This is a genomic window from Ruegeria sp. AP12, assembly GCF_056540025.1.
In genome coordinates this window covers 1-577 of the sequence record NZ_JBQFVZ010000288.1, presented here as the reverse complement: position 1 = coordinate 577, position 577 = coordinate 1, and the positions used below count along the sequence as shown (strand labels likewise).

1 pseudogene is annotated in these 577 nt (G+C 57.7%); it reads right to left on the bottom strand.

Features of this window, described 5'->3' with window-relative positions:
• Positions 1–577, bottom strand: a pseudogene (locus ACR0E6_RS22795) (dehydrogenase); the annotation flags it as partial.

Sequence of the window (577 nt, the reverse complement as noted above, 5' to 3'; positions counted from 1 at the left end):
GATTGGCTCACCACCGGTTGCGACAGCGTTGGACGCCGTCACATCGGATTCGTCCAGATGCAGCAAGACCAGCTGTTCGCGAGCAGGGTTTTCCAGAACCTTCTGCGCGGCTTCCTTGTTCAGGAAATCCTTGTCGAATTTGCACAAGCGATCCAACCCAACCTCCTGCGGCCAGTATTCGGGGCTGTATTCCCGGCTCCACGAGCCGTAGCATTTTTCAACCCTCAGTGACATCAGCGCCCGGCTGCCCACTGGACCTGCGCCAAACTCCTTGCCAGCCTCAAGCAAAGCGTCATAGAGCCGTGCCTGATCCTCGGTCGCGCAGTGGAGCTCCCACCCCAGATCACCGGTGAAGGACACGCGGAGGGCCAATACGTCGATCCCGGCCAGCTCGAGTCTGGCCGATCGCATGAAGGGGAAATTATCGGTTGTCAGAGAGGTGTTGGTCAGCTGTTGCAGAATCTCGCGCGATTTTGGGCCTGCGACGTTAAAGCCGCACATCGTTTCGGTCTTGCTTTCGAATACCGTACCGTCCGGCAGAAGGACCTGTTTGAAAAACCTCTTGTGATACCGCTCG